This is a genomic window from Acinetobacter sp. Q186-3 (genome assembly GCF_013420655.1).
In the GTDB taxonomy this organism is placed as follows: domain Bacteria; phylum Pseudomonadota; class Gammaproteobacteria; order Pseudomonadales; family Moraxellaceae; genus Acinetobacter; species Acinetobacter indicus.
Window position 1 is genome coordinate 245,922 of the sequence record NZ_VOXS01000003.1, and the last position, 14,726, is coordinate 260,647.

The window sequence follows — 14,726 nt, forward strand, 5'->3', positions numbered from 1 at the left end:
GGTTTGGCTTGTATGAGTGCAGAACAATTAAGCCGGAATAGATTCTGCAATGGCTTCACGTGCCCAGACCCGGTTGTGACGAATCGCTTCTTTAAAGCCTTCCGCCACATTCTGGAAACTGGCATCGCTAAATACGCCTTCATCTGCCGGCAATCGCAGATGTTCCAGCAGCTCGGCTTTATCCCCTAACAGTACCACCGGTTTTAAATGTTTATAGGCTTCAATCACATAATGGCAGGCCACCCCATCGCGCTTAAAGGCATCCAGATTGTTGCCATCCAGCACAATCACTGCATCATACAGCACTGAGGGTTCGGCCTGCTGCATCCCATCAGATGGAATCATGTCATCTTCAATGGTGGTGGTTGGGGCAGGGGTGGGTGTCAGAAAATCCAGCATCACATTTTCTTTTAAGGCCCATTGATGAATCGGCTCAATATTGTCGGTGGCGGCATGGGGATGTACCAGTACCGCGATTTTACGGCCTTCAATATTCGGCGGTAAAAATGCCGTCATGGATAACTTGGCTGAGGTTTTTTCCTCGGGTAGATCAGGCGGCAGCTGGCTTTCATCTAGTGCAATGCCGAGTTTATCGGCGACCATTTTGGCCAGATTGGCATCAATATTGGCCAGCATATTGTGCACCACACGCTCACGGATAGGTTTGCGCTGCACTTTACTCAGCTCAAAGACATAGGCATCGACCACGTGTTTCTGTTCAGGCAGGCTCAGGCTTTTGAAATACAGACGCACCTGCGAAAAGTGATCGCTAAAGGATGGACTGCGCTGACGGATTTTATGCCCGTCAATGCGTTCTTGATAGCTTTCAAAACCGCCACCTTTGGCCGCGGGTGGGGTTTCTCGTGGCCAGTCATTGTCAATCGAGTTGGGTTGATACGCCGCCTGACCGCGATGAACCCGGCTTTGATGGATGCCATCGCGCTGGTTATTGTGAAACGGACACACGGCCTGGTTAATTGGCAGCTGATGGAAATTTGGACCCCCTAAACGGCTGAGCTGGGTGTCGGTATAGGAGAAAATCCGCGCCTGCAGCAGTGGGTCATTGGTGAAGTCGATTCCCGGCACAATATGCGCCGGACAGAAGGCGACCTGTTCGGTTTCATCAAAGAAATTGTCAATATTGCGGTTGAGCACCATCCGGCCAATCGGAATGACCGGTACCAGTTCTTCTGGAATCAGCTTGGTCGGATCAAGCAGGTCAAAGTCAAAGCTCATTTCATCTTCCTGCTCCACAATCTGTACGCCCAGTTCCCATTCCGGGTAGAAACCGTTTTCGATGGCCTGATACAAATCGCGGCGATGATAATCCGGATCTTTACCGGCAATTTTCTGTGCTTCATCCCAGACTAAGGCGGCCATGCCCTGTTTCGGGGTCCAGTGGAATTTCACAAAAACCGATTTATTTTCGGCATTAATAAAACGATAGGTATGTACGCCAAAGCCCTGCATACTGCGGAAGTTTTTCGGAATACCACGGTCGGAAATGGCCCAGATCACCGCATGTGAGGTTTCTGGCACCAGCGAAACAAAGTCCCAAAAGGTGTCATGTGCACTGGCACCGGTCGGAATTTCGGTATCTGGTTCCGGCTTTAAGGCATGCACAAAATCCGGGAATTTCATGCCATCTTGGATAAAGAACACCGGGGCATTGTTGCAGACCATGTCATAAATGCCTTCTTGGGTATAGAACTTGATGGCAAAGCCGCGAATATCACGTACCGTATCTGCCGAGCCGCGCGGCCCCTGTACCGTCGAGAAACGTACAAAGACTGGTGTTTTATGCTCTGGGGTGGTCAGAAAATGGGCTTTGGTATATTTTTCATTGCCCGGATAGGCTTCAAAATAACCATGCGCACCGGTGCCACGCGCATGCACAATACGCTCCGGAATCCGTTCATGGTCAAAGTGGGTCATTTTTTCATGAAAAATAAAATCTTCGAGCAGGGTGGCCCCGCGAATACCGGCTCTGAGGCTGTTCTGGTTATCGGCAATTTTAACGCCCTGATTGGTAGTGAGCGCCTGTTGTGTCGCATCACTGCGATACGGGTCTAATTGGACGGATTTATCATTACTGTTCTGTCGGTTTGCCGCATCTGCACCGGCCATTTCACTCGGTTGTTGATCTTTTTTCATTGTTGCTGTTCTCCGTAATTAACTTTTATGATTCATTGGGTCGAGCGCCTGCGACAGCGCCGGAAAAAGGGCCTGGCTGTATTGCTGGGTACACCAGCGTCCGGCATCGCTGGCAGATTTATGCGGGGCCAAATAAGGCAATAGCTGCCGGATTTTGTCGTTAAAAGATGATGCCTGGGCGTATTTGAGCTGAATCTCTTCCAGCTCCAGCTCGGCCATATAATTAAAATAATCGCTGGTTTTAAAATGGTCTGATGTACTTTGCAGCGCAGATGGGGCAGGATGCTGTGCTGCGGCATCTCCCAGAATCCAGTCATAAATAAACTGCTGTTCGGTACGGTTAAACAGCCCGAACATCTGGCTTTCCTGCTGATGAATCAGACGCCAGAATTTACTCTGCTCCGGGTCCTGACCTAAACGGATCCAGTCGGTTTCCAGCAGCTGCTGGATAAAACCATCCACGCCTTCGACGGTTTCCAGCCATTGGTTGATGCTGCGGTTGGTAAAAATACATTTATTGTCATGAATGAATTTGCCCATCAGGGCTTTATGCTGGAAAATTTTCTGGATAATGTCGTGCAGATGCAGCCGCTGCAGGATTTTTTCTTCGTTCATGCCTTGCTGGCTTAAGGCATAGCCCAGCTGAATCAGGCGCAGATATTGAGCCTGCTGTTTTTCGTCCGGGGCCAGACTGGCAATGGCATGTAGCACGGGCGTATGCCGTGATGTTGAACGCTGCTGTGGCTGAAAACAGCGGGTGTGAATACCGAGTTCTTTTAGTTCATGCGCAATGATCAGCTGATGCAGCGAGCACAGGTGTTTGCCAATATGAAACCCTAAGGTCAAAGGCATGAAATCGGTAGGGCAGTACGCCAGTGCCAGCTGAATTGCAGCCTGATGAAAATAGCCATCGTCCAGACCGAGTACAAAGTTATCTAGCTGCAGGGTTTCAAGCAGTGCATTGAACTGATACAGCTGATGCTGCTGCGTGTGACCATAGGCCAGAGCTTGCAGATACAGCTGAATCAGCTCGGTATAGCGCCGGTCATCCCAGTGCTGGCTAAAACTGTAGAGCCAGGCTGCCTGCGCACGCTGGGTCGGGGCAATCTTGATCAGAAACTCATAAGCATCGGACAGGCAGTGAAAATATTCGCGTGGCTGTCCCCAGGCACGGCGCTTTAAATAATATTCAAATTCGAGCTGGGCTTGCTGTTCATGCTGGATCATCCAGTGCTCCAGCTGATCCAGCTGGCGAGGGAAATCGGGTAGGGCCAACGGCAGGGTTTCAATTTCATGTTTTAAACTGAACAGGGCTTTTTGTTGTTTGGCGGTGGGAGCAATATCGGCATCTAAATAAAAGGACACCAGATCAAAATAGGTTTCAGGCACATCATTGAGTATGTCTAATAATCTTTGTTTGACGACCGTTGGCATTATTCTGCTCCATGATTTAACCCTAGAAAACAGTAATCTAGTTGGCTGTAAACTTAAGCCTGAGTTGTGTGCCTTCATGTAAAGTATGTATATGGGCAATTAACCTATAGGTATAAAAATCAGAGGGTTATACTTTTAGTTTTAAAAAAATAAATGAAATGTTACTTTTCAGAAAAAAGCACTGAAAAAGAGCTATGTTTAAATCGGAAGGAATAATTATATTCAGGATGGGTATAAATGAATAAATGCTGCCAGTTACTTGCCAAAAAGAAATTAAAAGTCACCTTTATTGAAAGTGCTTCGGCAGGGTATCTGGCCTATCGTTTTTCATTAAATAAAAATTCAGGCGATATTTTAAATGGCAGCTTGGTTTGTTATGACGCCAATTTAAAAGTCAGTATTTTAAAAATTTCAAAGAAATTCCTGGAAAAATACTCTCCTGAATCTGCCGAAGTGACAGAACAGCTGGTTTTAAAAGCCAAACAGATCATTGATTCTGATATTTTTGTTGGCTGTACCGGTTTATTAAAACGTGGTGGCTCTGAAACTAAGGAAAAACCGGTCGGAACATTTTTTTACTGTATTTCGTATCAGAATAAACTGCATCATTATCGCTGTGTATTTAATGGCACCAAAAAGAAAAAACTGGAACAGCTGTCGCGGGCAATTAGTCAGAGTATTATTGAAGTAGTCAAGCAAAAATAATAGGGATATATAAATCAAATAGACAACCCAAAATAGAAAATCTGCAGAGATAAAACCCTTAGATATAAAAAAGTTATAGGTCATAATGACCTATAACTCTGAACCGTATTAGAACCAGACTGAGGGCAATCTAGTTTCTATCCCAGGCATCTTTAATCGCGTGCTTGGCCTGTTCCCATTTTAAGCGAGAATCTGCTTTGAACTCTTCCCAGCGCTGTTTCAGGTCGCCTTCAGAACTTTCAAAGTCGCGATCTGTGCCATATTCACTGCGGGCACGTGTACCGAGGTCATAAGCAGAAGATAAGTCCCGATCATAATCAATATCTGGGATATCTCTTTTAAAATCACTGTAGTAAGGACGGTCTGCATGGTTGTCACGCCAGTACCCATGTGGATCATTTGCATTGTTGACCATGATCATCTCCTTCGATTATTTATAATAAAAATAAGTGAAAAACAAAAAATGGTTTTACATATCTTCATCATCTAAGAGATTGTTTTGCTGCTGCGCATTCTGGTTATGGCGTTGTTGACCATATTGCTGCGGTTGTTGCTGTTGCTGCTGGCGGTTTTGTTGCTGGCCAGGCTGTTGCTGTTGTTGGCGCAGCTGATCCTGTTGCTGATCATTTTGCTGGCGCTGTTGCTGGTTTTGTTGTTGCTGCTGGTTGCCCTGATGTTGAGGCTGTTGCTGCTGTTGATCTTGCTGGCGTTGCTGATTGCCTTGTTGCTGGTTATTTTGCTGTTGTTGAGGTTGCTGTTGCTGCAGACGGTCTTGTTGCTGCTGCTGATTGCCTTGCTGTTGAGGCTGCTGTTGCTGTTGGTTTGAACCATTGTTTTGATTTTGCATTTGAACACCTCTTTTATAGATATCGACGCTATCGCTAGCGCGCTGAAATCATCTGAGAAAAACAGATAGCTTCTTTTTAACATGAAACATCTCATGAAAAACCCTGGCTCTGTTACATCTTATTTAGTTGTAAGCGGTGATTTTAAGCCGGCATTTTTAATTGGCTGTCCTACATAGGATTTTTAAGAATGTAATCTTTTGTGTAATTACATTTTTCGTGATTTTATATATAACTTTACATTTCTTTATTTTAAGTAGCTGCTAGATAAAATGTGTTTTAAATATATTTTAAGCTTTCAGATTTTTTATTTATTTTATTTAAATAAAAGGAAAATACTCAGATTTATTTTTGCTGGAAAATAGACGGGTAATAAATAAATTGAAGGATCAAAAGGTTGAGACAAAATAAAAAAACCATTACATTGATGCAGTAAGACAAGAAAAAGGATAACAAAGATGCTGGTGGTTGAGGAAATTTACCGCAGTAAAAAGAATGAAAATTCGGTGCATTTTAATCTGAAAATACAGCGCAGCCTGAGCTGGTTTAAAAAAGCCCTGAGTCTGGATCAGGAGTTGGATTTCAAGTTTATGAGTTTATGGATTGCCTTTCAGGCCATTTACCGTGAAGATGCGGCCAGTCCATCCGCTGCGCAGTTACAGCAGTTTTTTCAGCTTCTGCACCAGCAGGATGAAACCCGAAAAATTGATTATGTGTTATGGGAAAAATACCAGCAGCAGATTCAGGCTCTGTTGGCACATCCCTATACCCATCCGGAATTCTGGGCCTATCAGCATTTACAGCTCACGCGCGATGAATGGCAGCAGCGCGCTGCCCAAGAGCAGATTGATCTGCAACAGACCTTGCAAAATAAACAGTCGGTGGCCTTGCTAATGGCGGTGTTTAAACGTTTTGACAGTCTGCGTCACCAGTTTGCCAGCGGCGGTGCCAACTATAACAGCCTGCTAAACCGTGACATTCTGGCTGGGGCAACCAGTATTTTTGCTGCCTTAATTCCATCCTTTATTCAGATTCTGCTGGAATATCCGGCCAGTATTGATTCGGCCCAGCCACATTATCCGATGGTGCAGGTGTCTTAAACCTGTCTGCACGATTTATACAGTTTTAAGCCAGTTGCTGGCGGCGCAGATGTTGCTGATCTAACCAGGCAAAACAGGCCGAGCAGAGCACCAGGGTTAAACCAACCAGACAGCTCATGCTCCAGCCACCATGATGCCAGGCGTAAATGCCCAGTGCCGAACCGCAGGCGCCGCCAATAAAATAGCTGGTCATATAGACTGCATTCAGGCGTGATTTGGCATCGGGGCGTAAATGGAAAATCACGTTCTGGTTGCTGGTATGCACACTGGCCAGACCTAAGTTAATTAGGCCAAAACCAATAATATAGCTCCATAAATACTGCGCGCCGAAATACAGGAAACTCCAGCTGACCGCCAATAAAGAGAGGCCGGCCCAGGTGATCAGTTTGCCATGGCCACGGTCGGCAATTTTGCCAATTTTTTTGGTAGAGAGTGCGCCGAATACCCCAATTAAGGTGACTAAACCGACGGCCACATCTGGCAGACCAAAAGAGGAGCCAAGTAACACTGCAATGGTGGAAAACAGCACGCTCATGGCGGCAAAGGCACTGGCACCAATCAGGGCGCGATAGACCAGCCGTTTTTCCTGGCGGATCAGTTGCAGCATCGAATGCAGGATTTTGCCATAGGCCATGCGCACCGTCGGAATATGTGGCAAGCGTTTTTTCAGAATAATCGCCAGTCCCATCATCAACACGCCACTGATAATATAAATCAGCTGCCAGCCATATAAATTGGATAACAGTCCGGCCAGACTGGTCGACAGTAAAATCCCAACCAGTAAACCACTCATCAGCAGCCCGACCACTTCGCCCATTTTCTCCGGCTTGACCGACATGGTGGCAAACGGAATCAGAATCTGCGCGGCCACGGAAAATAGTCCGGTCATGATGGTGCCAATCCAGAGCATTGGCAGATTCACTGAAAAAGCACATAGAAACAGGCCAAACGCGGCCAGAAACATCAGCAGTGGAATGAATTTGGTTTTATTGACGGTATCGCCAACCGGCACAATAAATAACAGCCCCAGCGCATAGGACACCTGGGCAAACGTCACTGTGAGCGCGACTTGGGATTCCGGCACCTGAAAATAAGTATGAATCGAGTTAATCAGCGGCTGGCAATAATAGTTGGCCCCTGCACATAGACCACAAGCCAGCGCCATAAGCCAGAGCAGGGTTTTATCCTGACTAATATCGGGAGAGGTATTCATACAAGGTCCAGTTCAGGTTAATTCATTCAATCGCATCTTCGGTAATATTCAGCATGACGGCCAAAGACCACCATTTGCAACATTCTTTTTGCACGTGCGAGATACATGCGTAGCAGTCCGGAACAGGCTGAGCTGACTGATCATGGATCAGGCCATCAGCTTTTTCTTGGACAGGCTAATCATCATCACCCCAATGATATTGAGGGCGCAACCCAGCCATTGCCAGGCATTTAAATATTCATCTAAAAACAGGGTGGCCAGCACAATGGTCAGAATCGGGCCGATAGAGGCGATCATGGCCGAATGAGCGGCTCCCAGGCGTTCGATACTTTGCATTAATAAAATGGTTGGCAACACCGTGACCAGAATACCCAGTCCAATGCCATAGGCATAGACGCTGCCCGGTAATTGACTCAGCCGTTGCAGTGGCTCCGGTACGGCCAGCAGATAATGCAGTAAGGTGCCGAAACAGGCCACACTTAGCGCCAGGCCGGTAAAATTCCAGCTGCCAAATTTCTGGATCAGCCGCGGCGTCACCAGTAAATAGGCGGCAAAAGCCACCGCACTGGCAAATACCAGACTGGCACCAAGCCAGAAGGAATGGCCATCTGGCATGTTTTGCTGTTCTTGTAACATCACCAGTACCGTTCCACCATAACTGAGCAGCAAGGCCAGTATCGTTTTCAGGCTTAAGCGCTGCTTGTAGATCAGGCTGCTGGCTAGAACGGTTAAGGTGGGATACAGAAACAGGATAATCCGTTCCAGTGAGGCGCTAATAAACATGAGCCCCAGAAAGTCGAGCCAGCTGGCAAAATAATAGCCGAGCAGCCCGGCAGCCACGAGCAGTATCCATTCGCGCAGCTGAATCTGGGTATTGCGATGCCGGTTAAACCAGCAGATCAGCAGGAAAAACGGCAGTGCGCTGGCCATCCGCAGGGTCATTAAGGTGGTGGCATCCACCAGAGGTGAAAGTGCGTAGGCTTGCTTGATAAAAATAGCTTTGGTGCTAAATAAAAAGGCCGCGCATAGTGCAAACAGTGAACCTAACTGCGTTCTGGTCAAGGAAATGGACATATTCAGAGCAATTTAATCAATAGAGTAGGTGTCACCAGATTTTCATGTGTTGAGTATAAGCTGTCTGCTCGAAGAAATGAATGTGTAAAGATAGGCTTTATTCTCATTTTATGAAAATTTTAAGATGGTTTATTTCAGGCAAAGATCTATTGATGTCTTGCGGGCAATTGTTGCACAAAAATAGTGCAAAATACGCAAATTTAAGCAGTTGCACTGCTTTATTCATCATCAGGCAAAATGATCAATAAAAAAACTTTTAATTTTTTATCGCGCTTTTACCGCCAGATGTATAGGTTAAGGCCAGATCAGCGGGCAGGAAATCATTTAGCCAATCGGTGCATTTGCCGCAGGATTTACTTTTCTGCCCGAACATTGGGCAGTTTTGACCAATTTATCCCGGATTCTTCTGTGATTAAGATGTCATTTCAGCCAATCATGAACTGGATGTTCATTTTTTGCTGCGAAAAAGCCGTTCATTATTGGTATTTATCAGCCTGTTGTAAGCCGGCTCTACACGATAAGATTTGTCAAAACAATCAATTTTAAGGAAAGAAAAAACAGAACAGGACGTAATTCGCTGTAAAAAGTCAGGAGCTGTGCTGAAAATTTATACATATTATTTCCAGATCAGGGCCATGAAGAATATAAAGCCAAACTGATCAATTATATCTGCCACCCTTCTTTTTATGAATCATCAGTTCAAAATATGGGTATTTATTAAATAAATATTGGGTGGTAATTTAAAAAAGTTCAATTAGAATCCAAAAATTCAACAAGAACATAACCTGAGGGGAAGCATCGTTTTGGCGATGTTTACTTAAGAAAAATTAGCTTGAGGAACGCTCATGCAGATCGGAATCCCAACCGAAACTGTCGTCGGTGAAAATCGTGTCGCTGCAACGCCAGAGACAGTAAAAAAGTTGATCAACGCGGGTCATAGCGTGGTTATTGAACGTGGTGCAGGCTTAAAAGCTGCCTATATCGATAGCGCCTATGAGCACGTGGGTGCCAAAATTACGGATGATGCCTATACCGGCAGTCAAATAATTTTGAAAGTTCGCGCACCGAAAGGTGAGGAAATTCAAAAACTTGCTCCTAACTCTACCGTGGTGGCAATGTTTGACCCATACCGCAATACTGAACTTGACCAATTTGCTGCACAGCAGGTGTCTGCATTTGCCCTGGAATTATTGCCACGAACTTTGTCCCGTGCGCAAAACATGGATGTGCTGTCCTCACAAGCCAACCTGGCCGGTTATAAATCGGTATTGCTGGCTGCAGCTGAATACCAGCGTATGTTCCCGATGCTGATGACCGCAGCAGGGACAGTCAAACCTGCCCGTGTCGTGATCATGGGGGTGGGTGTTGCCGGCTTGCAAGCGATTGCGACCGCAAAACGTCTGGGTGCGGTGGTGGAAGCCACTGACCTGCGTCCAACTGCCAAAGATCAGGTTGAATCTCTGGGCGGGAAATGGCTAGACGTGCCGATGTCTGAAGAAGAACAGCAAAAAGCTGCTGATGCCGCCAAAAACGGCTATGGCTGGATGCCGGGCGAACAGTACATCAAAGATCAGGCCATTATTGTCGATAAAGCCGTTTCCAATGCTGACATCGTGATTACCACAGCGTTGTTACCAGGTCGTGATGCACCGCGTTTAATCAAGGCGGAAACTGTGGCCAAGATGAAACCGGGTTCAGTCATTCTGGATATGGCGGTAGAAACGGGTGGTAACGTTGAAGGTTCTCAATGCGGTGAAACCGTGGTGACCGACAACGGCGTGAAAATTCTCGGTGTACCGAATATTCCATCAACGGTCTCTACTGAAGCATCGGCGCTGTATGCACGTAATGTGCTGAATTTTGTGGAAACCCTTTTTGATAGCGAAAAGAACTTTGCCATCAGTCAGGACGATGAAATTCAAAAAGCCCTACTGGTTACGCACGGCGGCCAAGTGCTGTTGAAACGAGGTTAAGGAGAACAGTCATGGTTGAAACAATTACAATTTTTGTCCTGGCCATTTTCGTAGGTTACTACGTGGTTTGGGGGGTTACACCTGCATTGCATACGCCACTGATGGCAGTAACCAATGCGTTGTCTTCGATCATTATCGTGGGGGCGATGATTCAAACGGTTGGCTTGCCTGTGTTAGGTGTGGATGCCAATGTGCAGTTTCAGAGCATTAATGTGGTGAGCGTACTTGGTGCGATTGCAGTATTCCTGGCCAGTATTAATATTTTCGGTGGCTTCGCAGTGACTGCGCGTATGCTGGAAATGTTTAAACCAAAACAAAAGAAAAAAGAGGGCTAATTGATGGAATTTATTCGAGACTATGCGGATTGGTTCTACCTGATTGGGGCTGTCCTCTTTATTTTAACTTTACGAGGCCTGTCTGGGCCAAAAACGGCGATTGCTGGTAACCGTTACGGCATGATCGCCATGGCGATTGCCGTATTGACTACCTTCTTTGTGGCGGATCATCCGGTTATCTGGATGATTGTGGGGGCGATGATTCTGGGTGCCATTGTCGGGATTGCCCGTGCGCGTACCGTACCGATGACGCAAATGCCAGAAACCGTAGCACTGATGCACTCACTGGTCGGTCTGGCAGCGGTGTTAATTGCAATTGCAGCGATTATTCATAACAACAAGCTGGTTGAACTGGGTCCAGAGCTGTTGGCAGCCAATGGCGTCAGCTTCCATGAAATGAGCAAAGTGCATTTGTTTGAATTGTTCGTGGGCTGTTTTGTTGGTGCGATTACCTTTACTGCATCGGTATTTGCTTACGGTAAACTGGCAGCGAAAAAATGGGCCAAGACCATTTCGGGTGGCTGGGTTAAACCGGTTCAGGCACTGATTTTCATTGCCATGCTGGGCTTTGGGATTCACTTCTTCTTAAGCGGTAGCATGACCTCGTTCTGGGCCATGACCGCACTGGCTTTAGCCTTTGGCTGGGTCTGGATTGCCCCAGTCGGTGGTGGCGACATGCCGGTGGTGGTATCACTGCTCAACTCCTTCTCGGGCTGGGCGGCAGCAGGGATTGGTTTTACCTTGGAAAACAACATGCTGATTGTGGCGGGTTCACTGGTTGGTTCATCAGGTGCAATTCTGTCGTACATCATGTGTAAAGCCATGAACCGTTCAATCATCAACGTTTTGTTTGGTGGTGCGATGGGTGGGGCGGCAGCGCCTACCGCAGGTGCGGGTGAGCAGGTACAGCGTAACTACCGTTCAGGTTCTGCAGATGATGCTGGCTTCTTAATGTCCAATGCGGACAGTGTGGTGATTGTGCCGGGTTATGGTATGGCACAAGGCCGTGCGCAAAATGCGGTGAAAGAACTGGCCAACTTGCTGAAAGAGCAGGGTGTAACGGTGCGTTTTGCGATTCACCCGGTGGCGGGTCGTATGCCAGGTCACATGAACGTCTTGCTTGCTGAAGCCGACGTGCCGTATGAAGACATTCTGGAAATGGACGAGATTAACTCGGACTTCCCGGCAACGGATGTGGTATTGGTGATAGGTGCCAACGACGTAGTCAACCCGGCAGCCAAAGACGATCCAAACTCGCCAATTTACGGTATGCCAATTCTGGAAGCACATAAAGCACGTACCATTATGGTGATCAAGCGCTCAATGGCGACTGGTTATGCAGGTCTGGACAATGACCTGTTCTATAACGACAAGACTATGATGGTCTTCGGTGATGCCAAGAAAGTGGTTGAAGACATGACCAAAGCGATTAACGGTACGGGTCACTAAGACGTCCGATACCCGCGTTCAAAATCCCCCTCGATTGAGGGGGATTTTTTAATATCTGTGACTAAATAGAATCTTTTATTACATACGATTCAATCTTTGGGTTGGGGGGAGATCGAGAAGCACTGCCGAGAGGTTTAAGTTCAGCTATTGGGAAGTGGAAAAATCAGTCGGTGTCTGGATTCAGCTGTGACCAGCTCTTATTTTGACCCAATAAAAAAGCGACCTTCAGGTCGCTTTTTGGGAAATCTTAGTTTACAGATTCAGGTGCTGTACGCCATAAGCTTTCTAGGTCGTAGAACTTACGGGCAGTTGGAAGCATGACATGTACCACCACGATACCCAGATCAATCAAGATCCATTCAGCATCGCGTTCACCTTCCATACCAATCGGGCGGAAGCCTGCTTTACGTGCTTCTTCAGCAACGTTATCAGCAAGAGATTTAACATGACGGGTTGAGGTGCCGCTAGCAATCACAATAGCATCTGCAACATTGCTGATGCTGCTAACATCCAGCTCAACAATTTCTTTGGCTTTTACATCTTCAAGGGCATCGCGCACAACTTGCAGGCAAGCGTGTACGTCATTGTTTGGGGAAGTCATTGCGAGATCGTGAGAATTAGAAGCGCCGGGCGATGGTTCTAAATTCATAAAGGGTATAATTTCCTGACAATTATTCATTGTCTAATATAGCGGCTTTGAGCCTAAATTTCAAATCTATGACAGTGCCGAATTATTGATATTCGGCAAAGTATTTGTTTTTCCACGCAAAGGAATTTGCTGAATCTTTGCTCGGTCGATATTCCGCCGCCACATAGCCTGCATAGTCACTGTGTTTGAGCCAGTCAAACACTTCCGCAAAGGCAATATCGCCGGTATCCGGTTCATGACGACCCGGGCAGTCGGCAAACTGGATATGGCCAATCTGTTGGATATTCTCGATCAGTCCTTCCAGTACGTTTTCACCCATCATGGCCATGTGATAGCAGTCATACTGCATTTTTAGCGCCGGATGTTGCACCGCTTCAAGCATCTCTTGGGCCTGGGCAATGTTCTGTACTAAAAAGCGCGGCATGTCGGTGCCATTAATCATTTCCATTACCGGCTGGATCTGCTGGCTGCTAAGCATATGGCTGGCCATTTTCAGGTTCTCGGCCAGTGTTCTGAGGCAAGGCAGCAGATCGGCATCCTGAGGCTGTTTACCAGCCAGAATATTGACACTTGGCACTTTGAGTGCAACCGCGTATTCAATGGCCTGTTCAACGGCATGACGAAACTCGATTTCCTTGCCCGGCACACCGGCCAGCCCGTTGCCGCCTTGCATTAAATCTCCGGCCGGAACATTAATCAGGCACAGCGTCAGTTCATGCAAGGTTAGCTGGCTTTGAATCTGCGCAATGCTCAGTTCATACGGAAACTGGATTTCAACATGCTGGAAGCCGTGTTGTCTGGCCAGTGCAAAGCGCTCAAGTAGCGGCACTTCAGTAAAAATCATAGAAAGATTTACGGCAAGTTTCGTCATAAACAATGTCCTGCATTCCCTGTGCAAAGGGTGAAATTAAGTGGTCTGTTCCACCTGTTGAATGACCGTGGATAAATCTGCTTCCGCAAAGCCTTTGGCCTGATGCGCTTGCAGTTGTTGCAAAGCCTGCTGTGCCACCGGAATATTCAGCTGATAATGCGCGGCCAGGGTCAGGGCATTGTTCAGGTCTTTAGACAGGGTCTGGACTTTCCACTGCACCGGTTCAAAGCTATGACTGGCCATGCGCGGGGTTAGAATCTGAAATGGTTTGGAGTCAGCAAATCCACCAGCCAGTGCAGGTGCCAGTAAAGTGGTGTCTACCCCAGCTTGAGCTGCAAGCGCGACAGCTTCGGCAATCAGGGTACTGTTGGCTGCGACAATCAGCTGGTTGCAGATTTTGGTGGCCTGTCCGGTGCCACTGGCCCCCATACGGGTCACGCGCTGTGAGAGCACATTATAAATCAGGGTTAATTTTTCAATGGTGGCGGCATCACCGCCGGCAAAGATCACCAGGGTGCCTTGTTCTGCGCCCGCTGTACCGCCCGACACCGGTGAATCAATCCACTCCACCTGCTGACGGGCTGCCTGTTCGGCCAATGCCAGGGTTTTATCCACAGACAGGCTGGAGAAATCCACAATCACCTGCTTGGCCTGCAAATGCGGCTGAATCTGCTCAAAGACCGCTTGGACTGCATTGTCATCAGCCAGGCAGCTTAAAATTACCGGATATTGACCAATCTTTTCTAGGGCCAGCGCTTCAGCGCCCATGTCCAGCAGTTCCTCACAGGCAGCAGCAGTGCGGTTCCAGACGGCGACCCGAAAACCGGCATGAATCAGACGTGCTGCCATGCGTGTGCCCATTAAGCCCATACCCAGAAAGGCGATGGGCGTATTGCGATCAAAACTCATGCTTCTCTTCCCGAT

The 14,726-nt window shown here is 47.2% G+C and carries 14 protein-coding genes; 5 read left to right on the plus strand and 9 right to left on the minus strand.

Going from position 1 to position 14,726, the window contains the following annotated elements; translation table 11 throughout:
• Window positions 1–27: 27 nt before the first annotated feature.
• On the minus strand, window positions 28–2,154 hold the full coding sequence (gene katE, locus FTT64_RS04510; RefSeq protein ID WP_005180115.1) for a catalase HPII: 2,127 nt from the start codon (window positions 2,152–2,154) through the stop codon (window positions 28–30).
• 18 nt (window positions 2,155–2,172) lie between these two features.
• Entirely contained in the window at window positions 2,173–3,588 is a 1,416-nt protein-coding gene (locus FTT64_RS04515; protein ID WP_180182024.1) for a hypothetical protein, read from the minus strand.
• Window positions 3,589–3,825: 237 nt separating this feature from the next.
• Between FTT64_RS04515 and FTT64_RS04520 the strand changes: the two genes are divergently transcribed.
• Window positions 3,826–4,293 carry a CinA family protein gene (locus tag FTT64_RS04520; protein WP_160242814.1) on the plus strand — a complete coding sequence of 156 codons (468 nt, stop codon included), beginning with the start codon at window positions 3,826–3,828 and terminating at the stop codon, window positions 4,291–4,293.
• 130 nt (window positions 4,294–4,423) lie between these two features.
• On the opposite strand, the gene FTT64_RS04525 is transcribed toward FTT64_RS04520, so the two are convergent.
• Together FTT64_RS04525 and FTT64_RS04530 are read right to left on the minus strand one after the other, a co-directional pair.
• A complete protein-coding gene (locus tag FTT64_RS04525) occupies window positions 4,424–4,708 on the minus strand; it encodes a hypothetical protein (protein ID WP_180182023.1) in 285 nt (94 codons plus the stop codon).
• A 54-nt stretch (window positions 4,709–4,762) separates the two neighbouring features.
• The gene (locus tag FTT64_RS04530) at window positions 4,763–5,140 is read right to left on the minus strand and encodes a hypothetical protein (protein ID WP_005180110.1); all 378 of its coding nucleotides are present in this window, start codon (window positions 5,138–5,140) and stop codon (window positions 4,763–4,765) included.
• Between the two features lie 456 nt (window positions 5,141–5,596).
• Between FTT64_RS04530 and FTT64_RS04535 the strand changes: the two genes are divergently transcribed.
• Window positions 5,597–6,238 carry a hypothetical protein gene (locus tag FTT64_RS04535; protein WP_005180108.1) on the plus strand — a complete coding sequence of 214 codons (642 nt, stop codon included), beginning with the start codon at window positions 5,597–5,599 and terminating at the stop codon, window positions 6,236–6,238.
• Window positions 6,239–6,263: 25 nt separating this feature from the next.
• Here the strand turns inward: FTT64_RS04535 and FTT64_RS04540 are convergent, their stop codons facing one another.
• Window positions 6,264–7,451, minus strand: coding sequence for an MFS transporter (locus tag FTT64_RS04540; protein ID WP_016658610.1), 1,188 nt, complete (start codon window positions 7,449–7,451; stop codon window positions 6,264–6,266).
• A gap of 147 nt (window positions 7,452–7,598) precedes the next feature.
• A complete protein-coding gene (locus FTT64_RS04545) occupies window positions 7,599–8,525 on the minus strand; it encodes a DMT family transporter (RefSeq protein WP_005180104.1) in 927 nt (308 codons plus the stop codon).
• A gap of 845 nt (window positions 8,526–9,370) precedes the next feature.
• Between FTT64_RS04545 and FTT64_RS04550 the strand changes: the two genes are divergently transcribed.
• Genes FTT64_RS04550 through FTT64_RS04560 form a run of 3 tightly spaced genes read left to right on the plus strand, consistent with a single transcriptional unit; the run spans window position 9,371 to window position 12,282 of the window.
• Window positions 9,371–10,498: a Re/Si-specific NAD(P)(+) transhydrogenase subunit alpha gene (locus tag FTT64_RS04550; protein WP_168370001.1), complete on the plus strand. Its 1,128-nt coding sequence runs from the start codon at window positions 9,371–9,373 to the stop codon at window positions 10,496–10,498.
• 11 nt (window positions 10,499–10,509) lie between these two features.
• Complete coding sequence (locus FTT64_RS04555; protein WP_005180100.1) at window positions 10,510–10,833, plus strand: proton-translocating transhydrogenase family protein; 324 nt, start codon at window positions 10,510–10,512, stop codon at window positions 10,831–10,833.
• Between the two features lie 3 nt (window positions 10,834–10,836).
• Window positions 10,837–12,282, plus strand: coding sequence for an NAD(P)(+) transhydrogenase (Re/Si-specific) subunit beta (locus tag FTT64_RS04560; RefSeq protein ID WP_005180098.1), 1,446 nt, complete (start codon window positions 10,837–10,839; stop codon window positions 12,280–12,282).
• A gap of 247 nt (window positions 12,283–12,529) precedes the next feature.
• Here FTT64_RS04560 and rsfS read toward each other — a convergent pair whose 3' ends face one another.
• The 3 genes from rsfS to FTT64_RS04575 form a co-directional block, all read right to left on the minus strand.
• Complete coding sequence (gene rsfS / locus FTT64_RS04565; protein ID WP_005180097.1) at window positions 12,530–12,931, minus strand: ribosome silencing factor; 402 nt, start codon at window positions 12,929–12,931, stop codon at window positions 12,530–12,532.
• 82 nt (window positions 12,932–13,013) lie between these two features.
• A complete protein-coding gene (locus tag FTT64_RS04570; RefSeq protein WP_075167476.1) occupies window positions 13,014–13,802 on the minus strand; it encodes a hydroxypyruvate isomerase family protein in 789 nt (262 codons plus the stop codon).
• 36 nt (window positions 13,803–13,838) lie between these two features.
• Window positions 13,839–14,711: an NAD(P)-dependent oxidoreductase gene (locus FTT64_RS04575; RefSeq protein ID WP_104492339.1), complete on the minus strand. Its 873-nt coding sequence runs from the start codon at window positions 14,709–14,711 to the stop codon at window positions 13,839–13,841.
• Window positions 14,712–14,726: the final 15 nt, after the last annotated feature.

Excerpts from the sequence above, each read along its gene's own strand:
- katE (WP_005180115.1), bottom strand. The coding sequence starts at position 2,154 with ATGAAAAAAGATCAACAACCGAGTGAAATGGCCGGTGCAGATGCGGCA.
- FTT64_RS04515 (WP_180182024.1), bottom strand. The coding sequence starts at position 3,588 with ATGCCAACGGTCGTCAAACAAAGATTATTAGACATACTCAATGATGTG.
- FTT64_RS04520 (WP_160242814.1), top strand. The coding sequence starts at position 3,826 with ATGAATAAATGCTGCCAGTTACTTGCCAAAAAGAAATTAAAAGTCACC.
- FTT64_RS04525 (WP_180182023.1), bottom strand. The coding sequence starts at position 4,708 with ATGGTCAACAATGCAAATGATCCACATGGGTACTGGCGTGACAACCAT.
- FTT64_RS04530 (WP_005180110.1), bottom strand. The coding sequence starts at position 5,140 with ATGCAAAATCAAAACAATGGTTCAAACCAACAGCAACAGCAGCCTCAA.
- FTT64_RS04535 (WP_005180108.1), top strand. The coding sequence starts at position 5,597 with ATGCTGGTGGTTGAGGAAATTTACCGCAGTAAAAAGAATGAAAATTCG.
- FTT64_RS04540 (WP_016658610.1), bottom strand. The coding sequence starts at position 7,451 with ATGAATACCTCTCCCGATATTAGTCAGGATAAAACCCTGCTCTGGCTT.
- FTT64_RS04545 (WP_005180104.1), bottom strand. The coding sequence starts at position 8,525 with ATGTCCATTTCCTTGACCAGAACGCAGTTAGGTTCACTGTTTGCACTA.
- FTT64_RS04550 (WP_168370001.1), top strand. The coding sequence starts at position 9,371 with ATGCAGATCGGAATCCCAACCGAAACTGTCGTCGGTGAAAATCGTGTC.
- FTT64_RS04555 (WP_005180100.1), top strand. The coding sequence starts at position 10,510 with ATGGTTGAAACAATTACAATTTTTGTCCTGGCCATTTTCGTAGGTTAC.
- FTT64_RS04560 (WP_005180098.1), top strand. The coding sequence starts at position 10,837 with ATGGAATTTATTCGAGACTATGCGGATTGGTTCTACCTGATTGGGGCT.
- rsfS (WP_005180097.1), bottom strand. The coding sequence starts at position 12,931 with ATGAATTTAGAACCATCGCCCGGCGCTTCTAATTCTCACGATCTCGCA.
- FTT64_RS04570 (WP_075167476.1), bottom strand. The coding sequence starts at position 13,802 with ATGACGAAACTTGCCGTAAATCTTTCTATGATTTTTACTGAAGTGCCG.
- FTT64_RS04575 (WP_104492339.1), bottom strand. The coding sequence starts at position 14,711 with ATGAGTTTTGATCGCAATACGCCCATCGCCTTTCTGGGTATGGGCTTA.